Source organism: Mesorhizobium atlanticum (assembly GCF_003289965.1).
Lineage (GTDB): Bacteria > Pseudomonadota > Alphaproteobacteria > Rhizobiales > Rhizobiaceae > Mesorhizobium > Mesorhizobium atlanticum.
This window is the reverse complement of sequence record NZ_QMBQ01000005.1, coordinates 148,305-163,621: the sequence shown is the minus strand read 5'-3', so window position 1 is coordinate 163,621 and position 15,317 is coordinate 148,305. Positions and strand designations below refer to the sequence as shown.

The window sequence follows — 15,317 nt, the reverse complement described above, 5'->3', positions numbered from 1 at the left end:
GGTTCAGATGTCGGTTTCGGTCTTGAGCGGGCGTGTCATCAGCGCGGTCACCGCCTGGCCGATGGTGACCTTGCCGTCGAGGATGGCGGCGACGGCCGAAATGATCGGCGCCTCGATGCCGCGCTCGGCGGCGATGCGGGCGGCAATGCCGGCCGTCGGCACACCTTCGGCAAGCGGCAGGCCGGCCAACGGCTTGCCCTGGCCGAGCGCCAGGCCATAGGCGAAATTGCGCGACTGTGCCGAGGAGCAGGTGAGCAAGAGGTCGCCAAGACCGGAAAGCCCCATCAGCGTCTCCGGTCTGGCCCCGAAAGCGGCGCCGATGCGGCGCAGTTCGACGAAGCCGCGCGTCACCATGGCCGCCTGGGCGCTGGCGCCGAGGCCCGCGCCGGTGACAGCGCCAGCGGCGATGGCAAAGACGTTCTTCAGCGCGCCGCCGATCTCGACGCCGATCAGGTCGTCGCTGGAATAGCAGCGCAGGTTCTTCGCCGAAAAGCGCGCGGCAAGCTCCGCCGCCAATTCCGCATCGCGGGCGGCGACCACGACGGCGGTCGGCAGGCCGCGCGCGACGTCGCTGGCGAAGCTCGGACCGGAAAGTGCCGCGACCGGATTGTTGGGCAGGCTTTCCTCGACGATCGTCGAGAGCAGCGCGCCGGTGTCGCGCTCGATGCCCTTGGCGCAGAGCACCAGCGGCACGCCCGCAGGAACATGGTTGCGGGCATGGGCCAGGACGGCGCGCAGCGACTGCGCCGGCGTCACAGCAAGCACGCAGTCGGCGCCTTCGAGGGCGGCTGCAATGTCGCCGGTGGCCGCGATGCCGGGCTCGATGCTGATGCCGGGCAGATAGCGCGGGTTCTCGCCGCGGGCGACGGCGGCGACGGTCTCGGTGTCGCGCGCATAGAGCCGAACATCATGGCCGGCGCGCAGCATGGCCAGCGCCAGCGCCGTGCCCCAGGCGCCGCCGCCCAGCACCGTAACGCGCCAGCTATTTGCGGATCGCTTGGCTGTCATGCCTTGGCACCACGCCGGCCCGAGCCGACCATGGGCGTGGAAACGCCGTCGAGCGGCCAGCGCGAGCGCGGCACGAAGTCGGCGGTGTTTTCGTCGGCGATCCCGGCGCGCAGGCGTTCGATGCCCGCCCAGGCGATCATCGCCGCATTGTCGGTGCACAGTTTCTGCGGCGGCGCGACGAAGGCGAAGCCGGCTTGCGAGCAAAGCGCTTCAAGCGTCGCCTTGATGGCGCGGTTGGCGGCGACGCCGCCGGCGACGACCAGCGCCGGCTTTGCCTGGTCGGGGAATTCCTGGCGGAAGCGGGCAAGCGCTCGGCCAACACGGTCGCCCAGCGCATCGGCCACCGCCGCCTGGAAGGAGGCGCAGATGTCGGCGACATCCTGGTCGCTCAGCGGCGCGATCGCGGTTGCCGCCTGGCGCACCGCCGTCTTCAGGCCGGAGAAGGAAAAGTCCGGTTGCGCCGAGCCTTTCATCGGGCGCGGGAAGGCGAAGCGGCCGGCGTCGCCTGTCGCTGCCGCCTTCTCGACATTCGGGCCGCCGGGATAGGGCAGGCCGAGCATCTTGGCCGTCTTGTCGAAGGCTTCGCCGAGCGCATCGTCGATGGTGGTCGCCCAGCGCTGGTAATCGCCGACGCCGCGCACCGCGACGATCTGGGTGTGGCCGCCGGAGACGAGCAGGAGAAGGTAGGGGAAGTCGAGACCGTCGGTCAGCCGCGCGGTCAATGCGTGGCCTTCGAGGTGGTTGATGGCGATCAGCGGCTTGTTCGCGGCGGCCGCGATCGCCTTGGCCGTCATCAGGCCGACGATCAGCCCGCCGACCAGGCCGGGACCAGCGGTGGCGGCTATGGCATCGACCTCGTCGAGCGACACTGCCGAATCGGCGAGCGCCGCCTCGACAATCCCGTCCAGCGCCTCGACATGGGCGCGCGCCGCGATCTCCGGCACAACGCCACCGAAGGCCGCGTGCTCCTCGATTTGACTCAACACCACGTTGGACAGGATTTCGGGCGCGGCGCCGCCGTCCAGCGCCACAACGCTGGCCGCCGTCTCGTCACAGCTCGTCTCTATGCCCAGAACGCGGATCAATTGGTCCTCGAAGATTGTCTGACCGGCGATTAGTGGATAGGACAAAGCCCGGCAGACCTCGAAACTGCCACGGGGGTTATCACGGACCGCGCGCCATGCAAACTTTGAAAATCGGAACACGCGGCAGCCCCCTGGCGCTCGCCCAGGCGCATGAGACGCGCGCGCGCCTGATGAAGGCGCACGGCCTCCCCGAAGCGGCGTTCGAAGTGGTGGCCATCTCGACCAGCGGCGACCGCATCCAGGACCGGCCGCTTTCGGAAGCCGGCGGCAAGGGGCTGTTCACCAAGGAAATCGAGGAGGCGCTGCTCGACGGCCGCATCGACATCGCGGTGCATTCCTCCAAGGACATGCCGACGGTGCTGCCCGACGGATTGGAGCTTGTCACCTTCCTGCCGCGCGAGGACGCGCGCGACGCTTTCATCGGCAAGAAGGTGAAGCGGATCGTCGACCTGCCGCACGGCGCGGTGGTCGGATCGTCGTCGCTGCGACGCCAGGCGCTGCTTCGCCGGATGCGGCCCGATTTCGAGGTGGTGATCTTCCGCGGCAATGTGCAGACGAGGCTGCGCAAGCTCGAGGAGGGCATCGCCGAGGGCACGATCCTCGCCTACGCCGGACTGAAGCGGCTCGGGCTCGAAAACGTGGTCACCGACTTGATGGCGCTCGAGGATTTCCCGCCGGCGCCGGGGCAAGGCGCGATCGGCATCGAAACTCGCATCGGCGACCGCGAGGTCGAAAAAATGCTCGCGGCGATCCATCACGTGCCGACCGGCCAGGCGCTCGCCTGCGAGCGCGCCTTTCTCGCCGCGCTCGATGGATCCTGCCGCACGCCAATCGCCGGCCATGCGACGGTCGCGGGCGAAAAACTGTCCTTCGCCGGGCTGATCATCTCGCCCGACGGCACGCAGTCGCATGAGGTCCGGCTGGAGGGCGAGGCCGCGGACGCGGCGGAGATCGGGTTCGACGCTGCGCGGACGGTTCGCGCCAGAGCCGGCGCTGAATTCTTCGACGGCTGGGCCTGACATGGTCCGCGTCCTGGTGACGAGGCCGGAGCCCGGCGCGTCGCGCACGGCACGACGCCTCGAAGCCCTGGGATTTCAGCCTGTCCTGCTGCCGCTGACCGAGACGAGGCCATTGCCGGTCGAGACGAGTATCGGCGCCGATGCCATCGCGGTTGCGGTCACCAGCGCCAATGCGGTGCGCCATGCGCCAAGGGCGCTGATCGCGTCGCTTGCGGAACTGCCATGCCACGCGGTTGGCAAACGGACGGCCGAAGCCTGCCGCGCGGCGGGATTTCTCGTCGTCACCGAAGGCCCCGGCGACGCAGAAGCACTGGCGGATCTTATCGCCGGCGGCGTTGCCGGCAAGGCAATCGTCTATCTGTGCGGCCTCGTTCGGTTCCAGGCGTTCGAGCAGCGGCTGACGGCTGCTGGCGTGGATGTCCAGCCGATCGAAACCTACGACACGACCGGCATGGACTATAGCGATGCCGATGTGGTCGCCCGCCTGTCGGGCCGGCCGGTCGAGGCCGCGCTGCTTTATTCAGCCAAGGCCAGTGCGGCTCTGGTCAGCCTGATTGCGCGGCCTGCCTTGCGGCAGCTCTTTGAAAAAACGCAATTTTTGACGCTCTCCGCGCGTGTCGCCGGACCGCTGGAGGGGATTGCCGGCCAAGCGATCGGCATCGCATCCCAGCCTGAGGAAGACGCGTTGCTCGCGCTTTTGTCGCAACCGCGCTAGGGCATTTCACCGTTTCACGGAAACGGTGAAATGCCTTATCTCTTTGTTTTTACGCAATTCCGGACGGAAAACCGCTCACACTTTTCCTGGAATTGCTCTAGGCCGCGTCATCACACCACCCCTTTTCACCGCTTGGTGATGTGCTAGAGCATCCTGACGCTCGAGACCCTTTGAACCATCCCCAAGCCAGTTCGCGGAGCCCAAGCATGGTCAAGACGCCGAAGATGCGACATTCGAAGACCCGGCGCGAGCCGGTGACCATCGAACTCGAGCCCGGCGCCGTCTCGCGAATCACCGACGAGGACGCCGCGAAGGCCGAGGCCGCGCAGACCGATGAGGCGAAGGCGGAAGAGGCTGCCGCCGCTTCTCAGCCGGAGGCGCCGGAGGAGCCGATCCATGCCGAGCAGGCCGATATCGAGCCGTGGGAGCATAGCGACGCCGCGCAGGCGACGTCCGACAAGCCCGAGGCCGGCATGAACGAGCCGGAAAAGCCATATCCCGGCGGTTCGGATGCACCGAAAAGCCAGCCCAAGGGCTTCGAATACAATTTCGAGGACGCCCCCGCGGCCAGCGCCGGCGCCTCGACCGCGAAACCAAGCGAGACAAGAAGCGAGACACGGGGCGAGGATCGCGTGCCGCAGCCGTCGCGTAAAACCGGTGTCAACGCCATCGCCGCGGGCGTCATCGGCGGCGTGATCGCGCTTGCCGGTGCCGGCCTGCTGCAGGCGGTCGGCATGCTTGGCGCGCCGGGATCGGGCGGCGGATCGCTCGACGGCGTCAATGGCGAGATCGCGTCGCTGAAAAGCGAGATCGCGGCGCTGAAGGAAAGCGGCGACAAGGGAGCCTCCGCCAAGGTTGACGGCCTTTCCTCGGCGCTCGAGCAGGTCAAGTCCGATGTGGCGGCGTTGAAATCCTCAGCGGGGCAAGGCGGCGACGGCGCGGCACTCAAGGCGCTCGGCGACAAGGTCGGCCAGATCGAGGCGGCCGTTGCCGAGCTGCAGAAGAACGGCAACGCGGCACCCGTCGACCTCGGCCCGCTCAATGAGAAGATCGCCGGGCTCGACGCGCTGGTGAAATCGACGGGCGACGCGGCCAAGGCCGAGGACGGCCGGGTCGCGGCACTTGAGCAGTCCGTGTCGCAGCTTTCCGGCAAGGTCGAGGCGCAGGCCTCGCAGCCCAAGATCGCGCTGGCGATCGCGGCCTCGGCGCTGAAGTCGGCGCTCGACCGCGGAGCGCCCTTCGCGACCGAGCTCGACACCTTCGCGGCCATAGCGCCCGATGCGCCCGAGCTCGCGGCGCTGCGGTCCTATGCCGATAAGGGCGTGCCGACCCGCGCCACCATCGCTTCGGAGGCCGATGCCGCCGCCAACGCCATGGTCGAGGCGGCAAAGCCGGTCGACCAGAACGCCGGCTTCTTCCAGAGCCTGGTGTCGAGCGCGGAATCTCTGGTGAAGGTGCGGCCGGTCGGCGCCGTCGAAGGCAAGGGTGTGCCGGAAACCGTCGCCCGCATGGAAGTGGCGGTCAACCAGGGCGATTACGCCAAGGCGCTCAGCGAATATGACACGCTGCCCGACGCCGCGAAGGCGGCCGGGGCCGATTTTGCCGGCAAACTGAAGGCGCGGCTGGAGGTCGAAAAGCAGCTCGAAGCGCTGATTGCCGGCGCGACGAAGGCGTGAGGAAGACAAGATGATCCGCCTTCTCGCTTTCCTTGCCGTCGTCTTCGCGCTGGGTCTCGGCTTTGCCTGGCTGGCCGACCGTCCGGGCGAAATGCTCGTCACCTTCAACGGCTACCAGTACCAGGTCACGCTGATGGTGGCGGCGGTAGCAATCGTTGCCGTGGTCGCCGCGGTGATGATCGTCTGGTGGCTGATCAAGTCGCTGTGGAACAGCCCCTACACCATCTCGCGCTATTTTCGGGTGCGCCGCCGCGACCGCGGCTACCAGGCGCTGTCGACGGGCATGATCGCCGCCGGCGCCGGCGACGGCGCGCTGGCGCGCAAGAAGACCAAGGAAGCGGCGAAGCTGATCAACGCCGACCAGGAGCCGCTGATCAACCTGCTCGACGCCCAGGCCTCGCTGCTCGAAGGCGATCATGAGGGCGCCCGCGCGAAATTCGAGCGCATGCTCGACGATCCCGAGATGCGGCTGCTCGGCCTGCGCGGGCTTTACCTGGAAGCCGAGCGGCTCGGCGACCGCAATGCCGCGCGCCACTATGCCGGCCGCGCGGCGGCGGTGGCGCCGCAGCTCGCCTGGGCGGCGGAATCGACGCTTGAGGAGCTGACCGAACGTGGCGACTGGGACGGCGCGCTGAAGCTGGTCGAGGTGCAGAAATCGACAAGGCAGATCGAGCGCGACGCGGCTAACCGCCGCCGCGCCGTGCTGCTCACCGCCAAGGCGCAGGCGCTGGTCGACAGCGACCCGAACGCGGCCCGCGCGGCGGCGCTCGAAGCCAACAAGCTGGCGCCCGATTTCGCGCCGGCCGCGGTGATCGCCGCCGATCTGGTTATCCGGCAAAACGACGTGCGCAAGGGCTCCAAGATACTGGAGGCCGCTTGGAAGGCCGAGCCGCATCCGGACATCGCCGAGCTCTACACCCATGCAAGGGCGGGCGACGCCGTGCTCGATCGCCTCAACCGGGCGAAGAAGCTGCAGGAGTTGAAGAAGAACCACGCCGAGTCGTCGATGGCCGTGGCGCGGGCGGCGCTCGACGCGCAGGATTTCGCCACCGCGCGGCGCGAGGCGGAGGCAGCGATCCGCATGGATCGCCGCGAGGGCGCCTATCTTCTGCTCGCCGATATCGAGGAGGCGGAGACCGGCGACCAGGGCAAGGTCAGGCAGCTCTTGTCGAAAGCCGTGCGGGCGCCGCGCGATCCGGCGTGGGTGGCGGACGGCGTCATCTCCGAGCGCTGGGCGCCGGTGTCGCCGGTCACCGGCAAGCTCGACGCCTTCACCTGGCGCGCGCCGATGGAGCGGCTCGGTCAACTGATCGACAGCGAGACGGATGTCGCGGTGCCGGCGATCACGGCTGCGCCTCCGGCCGCACCCGCTGAGAAGGCGATCGACATCGTTGCCGATGCTCCGACCGGGAAGCCGGCGGCGACGAATGGCGGCGAGAAGGATAGAGCGGTGGCTGAAACCGCTGGTGAGGCCGAAACCGCTGACCAGGGTGTGGGGCTGCCGCATCTCCCGGACGATCCGGGCGTCGCGCCGGAAGAGGAAGCGGAAAAAACGCCGCGCCGGTTTCGTTTGTTTTGAGGCCGGGTTTTGGTGGGCAGGGGAAAAACATCGATGTTCGAGCGCGTATTGTCCTTCCTGAGGGATCTGCCGGCTGCCGGCGAGACCAAGCCGAGCGCCGACGATCCGCGCGTCGCGGCCTCCGCGCTGCTCTATCATGTGATGAACGCCGACGGCGTGCGCCAGGACGTCGAATGGGAGCGGTTCAAGCAGATCCTGGCCGAGACCTATTCGGTGAGCGGCGAGGAACTCGACGCTCTGGCCGCGGCAGGCGAGCGCGCCGACAACGAGGCGATAGACCTCTACGCCTTCACCAGCATCTTGAAGCGCGATCTCGACGCCGAGGCGCGCAAGGCCTTCATCGGCCTGATGTGGGAAATCGTCTATGCCGATGGCGAGCTGCACGAGCTCGAGGACAACACGGTATGGCGGGTCGCCGAGCTGATCGGCGTCGAGCGTCATGACCGCATCGAGGCGCGCCGCAAGGCGGCGGCCGAGGCGCCCGGCGCGCGGGGCAAGTCGAGCGACGAATAACGGGATCCTTCGCCTTCCATGCCACCCAGACCGAGGCCGAGACCCAAAATCCTGATCGTGCTGCATCAGGAAACGTCGAGCCCCGGCCGCGTCGGCCACATGCTGCTGGAAGAGGGTTTCGATCTCGACATCCGCCGGCCGCCGCTCGGCGACGAACTGCCCTGCACGCTGGATGGCCATGCCGGGGCGGTGGTGTTCGGCGGGCCGATGAGCGCCAATGACGAGGACGAGTTCGTCCGCCGTGAGACCGACTGGCTGAAAATCCCGCTGAAGGAAAACCGGCCGTTCCTCGGCATCTGCCTCGGCGCGCAGATGCTGGCCAACCATCTCGGCGGCAAGGTCGAGGGCCATGGCGAGGGCCTGGTCGAGATCGGCTGGTATCCGCTGAAGGCGACCGACGCCGGCAAGAAGCTGCTGCACTGGCCGGAAATGGTCTACCAGTTCCACCGCGAGGGCTTTTCGCTGCCGAAGGAAGCGACGCTGCTGGCGACGGCGGAAACCTATCCCAACCAGGCCTTCCGCTACGGCGACAATGCCTGGGGCATCCAGTTCCATGGCGAGCTGACAAGGGTGATGATGCATCGCTGGGTGGTGCGCGGCGCGCATCGCTTCGAACTCCCCGGCGCGCAGCCCGGCCGCGACCATCTCGGCGGCCGGCTGATCTGGGACATGCACCTCAAGCGCTGGTTGAGCGAGTTTTTGCAGCTGATTTTCGGCCGGCCGGCGGTGAGGTAGGGGCAACAGCCGATTGCTCGGAACGACCGGGGTTAATCCGAAGAAAACTTATGCCTGCCAAGGCGTGGATGTATGCCGCAGGATCGAGTTTTCAAGTCGCTGAAAGTGGACATCCTCCGCGGCTACACTGGAGGTCGTGGGTGAGCCGCAACAGGGCACTCGCTGGAGACACCGCCTGCCGCCGGATATCGATATATGCGCAGCGGCCCCTCAACCGGGCACTCCGTGAGCCAGTCTGGCGGCCTTCCTGTTGTCAATTTACTGGCCAGTGGAAACTGAGCTTCGATCGACTGGAGGGCGCCTTCCTCCACCCGGCAGACCGCTATGTGCGTGGCCCTGGTTTCATCAAGCAGTCGCGTCGGATCCGGCGTCGCGGGATCGAAAAATCGCAGGACGCGTTCAATGCCCTTGGCCGATGTGTGGAAAGGGACAGCCACAACTTCGAGCTCGACAGGCGACCCCAAGGCGGCGGCCCCAATGTCGGGAGGCGCAAGCAGCCGGGCACCCTTCGGCCAGACGAAATGCGGACCTGCGCCAGCCTCCTGGCAGGCACTGGCGACATCGATGCCGATAAGCTGCGTTTCTCCCGGCGGCCAGATCAGGTGGCCGACTAGAAGGGCGGCGACAATCGCCACGCCGGGAGCGGCAAGAAGCGAAACGCTGGGCAACGGCTTGTTGGACGCAGTGGCGAAATAGCTCCTCAGCGCCAGCCGGGCTGGTAGGCTCTGGTACATCAGAACGGCAAGCCCGGGGCCAACGAAGAGTGGAAAATAACGCATGTATCGCAGATAAAGCAGTCCCAAGAGGAAGCCGGCTGTCGAGAAGAGCGCCAGAACCATCCAGGCGCGCCTTCTTCCTGCGTTGGAGAGGGCTATAACGCATGTCGCGGCCGACCCCAGAACGGCCAAAAAAAACCTGGCGAAACGATCAGAGCCTAGAAAGTCCTGACTGAGGAAGGCGCTGCGTTCCTGTTCGATGCGCGAAAGCCAATTGTCGCGCGCGTAGTCGCTCAGGCCGACTATCGGACCACCTGAACACTGGGGGAAAAAGATAACGAGCAGCGCAGCTGTCGCACAAGAGCCTGCCAAAATACAGGCGGTCCGAGTCCGCCAACTCCCGGTCCTATCCGCAATGGAGACGATCGCAAGCACGACGCCAGTGACCACAAGCGCGGTGAGGTGCAGAAGCGAATAGCGGTCGCAAACGGCGCGTGCGTAAGCATCAGGTCCTACCACTACAAAGAACACGGCAATAGCGGTTGTTGCCAGTGTCAGCCCGTATGCCCTGAGATCGTTGCTTGCGCCACCCTCCCCGGCGATGAAAGCCCAGGCGTATAAGCCCGCCGGCAGAGCCAGAAACGGCGCCATTTCGGCGCTGATCGCCGTGGACAGGGCTACCAGGGCGCCGTTCAACCCAGCAGCAACCCGCCCAGCGCGGATCGTCAGCAATGCCGCAGCGAGGAGGATGAGCATCTGCAAATTGTGGTAATCGATCCGCCAGGGCTGGAACTCCGAGAATGACGGCAGGCCGGCGAATGCAGCTACCACCAACACTGCTCCGGGATGTTCAAACTCCAGTTCTCTGATCATCTGGAACAGCAACGCTATCGCGGCCAGAAGCAGCAACAGCGGCACCATGAACGCCGCGGCCGAGACAGCGGCCTCCATCCCAACAAATGGCGCAAAAGCAACGGCCAGCAACGCATAAGGCGCATCGACGATCCAAGGCCAGTGGGAGATCATGGGTTCGGGCTGTGCGATGCCGGTCAGCGTCCTGTCGAACGGATTGCCTGTTTGCAGAAGATGTCTGATCTCGTGCAGCTTCAGCACATCGTCAACGTCGCCGTTGGGCATTTTGCCTTGCAAAAGCATTAGGCTCAGAACAGCGCTGAGCGCCAGCCAGACGATTCCCACGGACCGAGAACGGCGGCAAAGCGCCCGGATTGTTGACATCGCAAGTCTTTTTCAATGGCTGCTAGCAGCACCGGCTGCGTGCCGCATAAAGCTATGTGACAAACAAGAATGAAAAGTAAATTATACATGTTTGCGCACATATTCGGGAAAATTGTATTTTATCCTCCTCGTCAGCGGGCATGACGGAATATTCGTTCAATGCGTAGTGCAAGCAAAAAACGCAGAACTATTCAGGAGTTTATTAAGCTTGCTGGGGCGGCGTGGTGTTGTCGAGTGAAGCACTTGCAATGCTGAACTGGGGGCTGCGTCGCCTGGGCAATGGAGTCAGGTAGCCCACGCCGAACGAGCCGCAGTCGTTTTGCGCTGCTTAGCCTACATCGGTGGAGCGGCGCTGACCTGGCCGTCGACATATTATGAAATGGCGCAGACGTATCTGTCGCAGCCCTCTACTCCGACTACCTTCTCACCAGTATAGAGCCGATACACCGGCTCTCGGCGCAGGGATTTCCGCTATGCCCAGCGTGCATGTGGCGATCGCGACATTGAATGCGTTCTACCTGGCGCGGCTCAACCGCTGGCTCGGCGTGGCCGGCTGGGCGTTCGCGATCTTCATTTTGTTCGGTTCCGTCTACACAGGCTGGCATTACGCCGCACCTGCCGTAGCGTTGGGAACAGATAGGCCCACAATCCTGCAACCACGCGATGGCGGGGATGCCACCGATTGCCTCGCAGCATGGCACCGACCAGCGGGGCTTTGCACTGACGGTCTCATCAGTATCGGCGTAGCCGCGAATCTGTGCTAAGGCGCCGCCCGATCAATCAAAGGAAGACAGCTGTGAGCGAACCGACCCTGGCCGAGGCGACCGAAAATATCTATGCCTCACTCCGAGCCGACAATGCCGACCTCGATGCGCATATCGCGACGCTCAAGGCGGCGCTGGCACGCGAGGGGAAGAAACAGGCGGTGTTCGATCCGACCAGGCTGGTGCAGAACAACCGCGCCGGCCGCAAGTTGATGCAGGCCTATTTTCGCCAGCGCGGCGTCAGCGTGAGCTTTTCGGAGTAGTGAAACTGCAATCGACGCGATCTCAACCACAGCGGTTGCGAGTGCTCGACCTGCATTGGAGATGACGGCCCGGACGAGCTGGATTACGGCGCCGCGGCCACTGGTTCGTTCTTTCTCATCGTCAGCTCGTAGTTGAGCCGGTAGCGGCCGCCCTCGAAATTCCAGATCAGCGGGTTGCGCACGCCGTCGATCGAGCTGGCGCCGGCCGGCAGGTCGGGGAACTCGTTGCCATGACTGGGATCGTTCGGGCTGGTGTCGTCCTGCTCGAACACCTTCATCCCGGCATGGTCGACAAAGGTCATGGCGGCGCTTCCGAAGCTTGTCGCCCAGTCCTTCTGGTCGGCGGAGTCGTCGCAGTCGAATTCGACCTCGCCGGAAGGCGGGAAGCGGATGGTCCGGCTGTCGATCGACAATTGCGTGAAAATGTCGTCGGAGCCGAATTCGGGATTCGTCTCGTCCTCGCAGATCAGTGCCTTAAGCTCTAGATTCCGCACCGTGGTCTGCATGGAGGCGCTCACCCGCACGGGCTGGCTTCCGGCCGCTGCCTGGTGGATGACGAGATAGCCATGTGTGCCGTCGCCCATTGCGCCGCTGACGATGCGGCTGGTGCCGGAGATAGCGATCGGTGGCTCGCCGCCGTGCGGGTCGTCGAACTCCTCCAGTGTCGCCTTGTAGCCCGCCGGATCGGGCAGACCATCGGCCGTCAGCGTGACGGTCTGGTCCGCGCCGCTGTCGGCCTGCCCCACGACATCGAAACGGAACCACGCTTCTTTCTGGCTGCCAAGCAGGCTGCCGGCTTCGGTGAACGCCGCGAACTGGGGCGGTTCGCCCGGCTGCAGCGGGCAGGCCTCTTCTTTCGTGGCACATGTGTGGCGGCGGACCAGAAGCGCATAATTGCCCTGCCTCTTGCGGTCCTTGCCGGTGACGCGGATGAAGAACTCCCTGGGCAGGGCATAGGTATGGACGGTGAAAATGTGTTCGCCGTCATGCACGGTCCTGGTGCTGCCATAGTAGCTGGAGATCGGCGTCGTCATGTTGGACGGCTGGTAGATATCGATGTTCACGTCCGGACTGTCGGGTCCGATCGAATAGCTGCCGGCGTCCTGGCGCACGACATGGAACCACTGCATGGACCCCGGATAGCGGATCTGGGTGACGTCCTGACCGTTCCTGAAGTCGATCAGCTCTTCAGCTTGTGGCTTGCCGTCCGGGCCTTTCTTCGCCGTCAGATTGACCGGATAGGCGATGGACGGGCTGCAAAAATTGTTGCCCAGATTGAGGTCGGCGGTCAGCAGATTGTGGTCGCTTTCGAGGTCGGCGAAATCGGCCGGGATGGTCACGTGCTGAACGCAGATCGGTCCCTCGATGCCGCCGCTTAGATAACGCCTCGGCGCGGCGAGGATGTAGTCGTAGCGCTCGTTGTCGATAGAGTTGGAGATACCGTCATCGGCGCGGTTGGTCACCACCCAGCTGTCGTAATGCCGCGACGTCCAGTATGTGCCGGGGGTGGCGAAGCGGCGCGCCCATTCGCCCGTCGGCGGGTGGAACAGCGGCACGTTCATGTCGCCCATCACCAGCACGCGCTCGCGCTTGCGCTGCGCGGGCGTCAGTGGCGACAGCGTCGTTTCGATCAGCTTCTCGACCTGGTCGAACTGCGCATCGCGCGCGTCGGCATGCAGCTCGGCCGGGCTCTTGTCGAAATAGTCTGCCTGCATGTGGGTGAAAACGACCGTGTAGCTGCTTTGCGAAGGCAAATGCAGCAACCGCACGATCGCCGCGCCCTTGCCCGACAGGCAGTCGACACCTCCGCAATGATCGTAGAGGGTGAAGCCGACTTCGTCGGTCGCCGCATCCAGCGTCTCACCGTCGTTCCTGCCCCATTTGAAACTGTCGTCGGGCAGTGGCAGGAATTTGAAATCCTTCTTGGCGAACAACATCAGGCCGCTGTCCTCGCCGTCGATCTTCTCGACCGGCTCGCCATAGATCGCCACGGCTGCCGCCGGATCGAGACTGGTGATGGCGTCGACAAGAGCCTGCGGTCGCACCTTCAGCAGCGCAGCGTCGATCTTGCGGACATAGTTCGGATAGACGGGCCTGAGCTTGTCGATGAGGATCTGCTTGGCATCCTCATCCCATGCCTCGTTGATGGCGATTATATCGAAGCGGTCAGTGTCCTTCAGGATAGTGTTGGCCAGATGCTCGGCCTGCTTTTCGGTCTGGCCCTGAATCTGCACAAGGCAGTCAGCGAAGTTCGGATTGGCGCATTTGAAGATCGGCGAAAGCAGATAGGCATTGAAAGTGGCGACGCGAACCGTTTCCACTTCCTGCGCCCTGGCCCCGCTGCTTGGCCAGGCAATTAGCGGGACAAGCAGGACAATCAACCTGGTCAAGACAAGGTCTGACCAGGATATGCGTCTAGAATGAACCATAAGCTTGCCCCCTTCGTCGCCGCATTACTTGCCGGCGCATAGTAACAAACGGGAGCGGTCGCACCGTGAAGCCATTCACGTTGCCCGGTGGCGAAACTTTGATGGGTGTGGCGATAGGTAGACCGATGAAGGCGGTGGCGAATATTGGCGCAAGCTGCCTGGCCTGGGCGTCGGATCCACGGCTTAGGTCTGGCGCTCAATCAATTGCGGCTGTTCAAGTGCCGCACCTTCCGCAGCGCCGGGAACAGGTACGCCCACAGGCCGGCGACGGCGATGGCGCCGATGCCACCGATCACCACGGCGGGAACCGTGCCGATCAGCGCCGCCATGGTGCCGGCGCGGAATTCGCCGACTTCGTTGGAGGCGCCGACGAAGACCTGGTTGACGGCATTGACGCGGCCGCGCACCTCATCCGGTGTCCAGAGCTGGATCAGCGTCTCGCGGATATAGACGCTGAACATGTCGGTGGCGCCGAGCAGAGCGAGTGCCAGGATCGACAGCCAGGTGATGGTCGAGACGCCGAACAGCACGGTGAAGGCGCCGAACAGGGCGACGAAGCCCAGCATGATCTTGCCGGCTTGGTCGCGGATCGGATGGCCGGCAAGCCAGACGGCAACGCAGATGGCGCCGATGCCGGGCGCCGAGCGCAGCAGGCCTAGGCCCCACGGGCCAAGCTCCAATATATCGCGCGCATAGACCGGCAGCAGCGCCGAGGCGCCGGATAGAAGCACGGCGAAGAGGTCGAGCGAGATCGCGCCGAGCACGATCTTCTCGCTCCAGATATAGCCGAAGCCGGCAAACAGCGTCTGCATCGTCGGCTTGTCGGTGGCCGTCTGCTGCGCCGGCTTCGGAATGGTGAAGATGAGCACGGCGGCGGCAAGCATCAGGATGGCGGCGGTTGCGTATGCCGCTTCGGCCGAAACGCCGTAGAGCAGGCCGCCGGCGACCGGGCCGACGATGGTCGCCGTCTGCCAGGCCGACGAGTTCCAGGCGATCGCGTTGGCGAAATCCTCCTGCGGCACGAGGTTGGCGAACAGCGAGGACGAAGCCGGGCCGTAGAAGGCCCGCGCAATGCCGAACATCACCAGCACCGCGAAGATCGGCAGCGGACCGTGCAGGCCGCGCAATGTCAGGAGCAGCAGGACCAACGCGCAGCCGGCCTCGACCAATGTCGCCAGCGTCATGATCAGGCGGCGGCCGAAGCGGTCGGCGACGACGCCGGTGACTAGGACCAGGAGCAGCGAAGGCAGGAACTGGACGATGCCGACAATGCCGAGATCGAATGGGTCGCGGGTCAGGTCATAGACCTGCCAGCCGACGGCGACGGACACGATCATGGTGGCGAAGGTGGTGAGGAAACGCGCCGTCCAGTAGCTGAGGAACGGGCGGTGCCGGAACGCGGCGTAACGCTGGTCGGGTGAAGTTGCTTCGGCTGTCATGATTTGAGGGCCCCGTTGCGACAATGGCCGGCGGGGCACTTCCACGGTGGGCGCTGGTCCGGCCAGAACGCTTTAGCCCAGTTCGTCCTGCCATGCGCGCAAAAAATCCGCGCCGGATCAAAAGAAAATCGAATCTTTTG

At 65.0% G+C, this 15,317-nt stretch carries 13 protein-coding genes; 8 read left to right on the top strand and 5 right to left on the bottom strand.

From position 1 onward, the window contains the following. Nucleotides 1–3: 3 nt before the first annotated feature. Both DPM35_RS18085 and tsaD read right to left on the bottom strand, forming a co-directional pair. Nucleotides 4–1,008, bottom strand: a complete 1,005-nt coding sequence (locus DPM35_RS18085; RefSeq protein WP_112128654.1) for an NAD(P)H-dependent glycerol-3-phosphate dehydrogenase — start codon at nt 1,006–1,008, stop codon at nt 4–6. Further along, nucleotides 1,005–2,090, bottom strand: a complete 1,086-nt coding sequence (gene tsaD / locus DPM35_RS18080; protein WP_181592085.1) for a tRNA (adenosine(37)-N6)-threonylcarbamoyltransferase complex transferase subunit TsaD — start codon at nt 2,088–2,090, stop codon at nt 1,005–1,007. The genes DPM35_RS18085 and tsaD overlap by 4 nt, the downstream gene beginning before the upstream one ends. 98 nt (nt 2,091–2,188) lie before the next feature. On the opposite strand from tsaD, the gene hemC reads away from it, so the two are divergent. From hemC to DPM35_RS18050, 6 genes are all read left to right on the top strand, one after another. Next, nucleotides 2,189–3,112, top strand: a complete 924-nt coding sequence (gene hemC, locus DPM35_RS18075) for a hydroxymethylbilane synthase (protein WP_112128653.1) — start codon at nt 2,189–2,191, stop codon at nt 3,110–3,112. 1 nt (nt 3,113) lies between these two features. Beyond that, nucleotides 3,114–3,827, top strand: a complete 714-nt coding sequence (locus tag DPM35_RS18070; RefSeq protein ID WP_112128652.1) for a uroporphyrinogen-III synthase — start codon at nt 3,114–3,116, stop codon at nt 3,825–3,827. A gap of 206 nt (nt 3,828–4,033) precedes the next feature. Next, nucleotides 4,034–5,503 carry a COG4223 family protein gene (locus DPM35_RS18065; protein ID WP_112128651.1) on the top strand — a complete coding sequence of 490 codons (1,470 nt, stop codon included), beginning with the start codon at nt 4,034–4,036 and terminating at the stop codon, nt 5,501–5,503. 10 nt (nt 5,504–5,513) lie between these two features. Further along, nucleotides 5,514–7,082, top strand: coding sequence for a heme biosynthesis protein HemY (locus tag DPM35_RS18060; RefSeq protein ID WP_112128650.1), 1,569 nt, complete (start codon nt 5,514–5,516; stop codon nt 7,080–7,082). A gap of 33 nt (nt 7,083–7,115) precedes the next feature. Then, nucleotides 7,116–7,595: a tellurite resistance TerB family protein gene (locus tag DPM35_RS18055; protein WP_112128649.1), complete on the top strand. Its 480-nt coding sequence runs from the start codon at nt 7,116–7,118 to the stop codon at nt 7,593–7,595. A gap of 18 nt (nt 7,596–7,613) precedes the next feature. Next, the gene (locus tag DPM35_RS18050) at nt 7,614–8,330 is read left to right on the top strand and encodes a glutamine amidotransferase (protein ID WP_112128648.1); all 717 of its coding nucleotides are present in this window, start codon (nt 7,614–7,616) and stop codon (nt 8,328–8,330) included. Nucleotides 8,331–8,452: 122 nt separating this feature from the next. Here DPM35_RS18050 and DPM35_RS18045 read toward each other — a convergent pair whose 3' ends face one another. Further along, the gene (locus DPM35_RS18045; protein WP_146767963.1) at nt 8,453–10,183 is read right to left on the bottom strand and encodes a hypothetical protein; all 1,731 of its coding nucleotides are present in this window, start codon (nt 10,181–10,183) and stop codon (nt 8,453–8,455) included. A 572-nt stretch (nt 10,184–10,755) separates the two neighbouring features. Here DPM35_RS18045 and DPM35_RS18040 point away from each other — a divergent pair. Next, on the top strand, nt 10,756–11,046 hold the full coding sequence (locus DPM35_RS18040) for a phosphatase PAP2 family protein (protein ID WP_245431575.1): 291 nt from the start codon (nt 10,756–10,758) through the stop codon (nt 11,044–11,046). Nucleotides 11,047–11,078: 32 nt separating this feature from the next. Then, nucleotides 11,079–11,309: a hypothetical protein gene (locus DPM35_RS18035; RefSeq protein WP_112128645.1), complete on the top strand. Its 231-nt coding sequence runs from the start codon at nt 11,079–11,081 to the stop codon at nt 11,307–11,309. 83 nt (nt 11,310–11,392) lie between these two features. Here the strand turns inward: DPM35_RS18035 and DPM35_RS18030 are convergent, their stop codons facing one another. Both DPM35_RS18030 and DPM35_RS18025 read right to left on the bottom strand, forming a co-directional pair. Continuing rightward, entirely contained in the window at nt 11,393–13,630 is a 2,238-nt protein-coding gene (locus DPM35_RS18030; protein ID WP_112128644.1) for an endonuclease/exonuclease/phosphatase family protein, read from the bottom strand. A gap of 308 nt (nt 13,631–13,938) precedes the next feature. Beyond that, on the bottom strand, nt 13,939–15,177 hold the full coding sequence (locus DPM35_RS18025) for an MFS transporter (protein WP_112128643.1): 1,239 nt from the start codon (nt 15,175–15,177) through the stop codon (nt 13,939–13,941). Nucleotides 15,178–15,317 lie beyond the last annotated feature (140 nt).